The organism is Burkholderia sp. AU17457 (genome assembly GCF_002223255.1).
GTDB lineage: Bacteria > Pseudomonadota > Gammaproteobacteria > Burkholderiales > Burkholderiaceae > Burkholderia > Burkholderia sola.
On record NZ_NKFB01000016.1, the window covers coordinates 1 to 599 of the forward strand.

1 protein-coding gene is annotated in these 599 nt (G+C 68.3%); it reads left to right on the forward strand.

Annotated features, from left to right (window positions below; genetic code table 11):
• Window positions 1-599: efflux RND transporter periplasmic adaptor subunit (locus tag CFB49_RS35360; protein ID WP_143329361.1), on the forward strand; the 599-nt coding region annotated here is incomplete at both ends.

The window sequence follows — 599 nt, forward strand, 5'->3', positions numbered from 1 at the left end:
CTGGTCGCGCGCTACAAGGTGCTGGTCGCCGCGAACGCGGTCAGCAAGCAGGACTACGACAACGCGGTCGCCACGCAGGGCCAGGCCGCGGCGGACGTCGCGGCCGGCAAGGCGGCGGTCGACACCGCGCAGATCAACCTCGGCTATACGGACGTCGTGTCGCCGATCAGCGGCCGCGTCGGCATCTCGCAAGTGACGCCGGGCGCATACGTGCAGGCGAGCCAGGCGACGCTGATGTCGACGGTGCAGCAGCTCGATCCGGTGTACGTCGACCTCACGCAGTCGAGCCTCGAAGGGCTGAAGCTGCGTCAGGACGTGCAGAGCGGCCGTCTGAAGACGAGCGGCCCGGGCGCGGCGAAGGTGTCGCTGATCCTGGAAGACGGCAAGACCTATTCGGAAGCCGGCAAGCTGCAGTTCTCGGACGTGACGGTCGACCAGACCACCGGCTCGGTGACGATCCGCGCGGTGTTCCCGAACCCGGGCAAGGTGCTGCTGCCGGGGATGTTCGTGCGTGCGCGGATCGAGGAAGGCGTGAACGAGAACGCGTTCCTGGTGCCGCAGATCGGCGTCACGCACGACCAGAAGGGGCAGGCGATCGC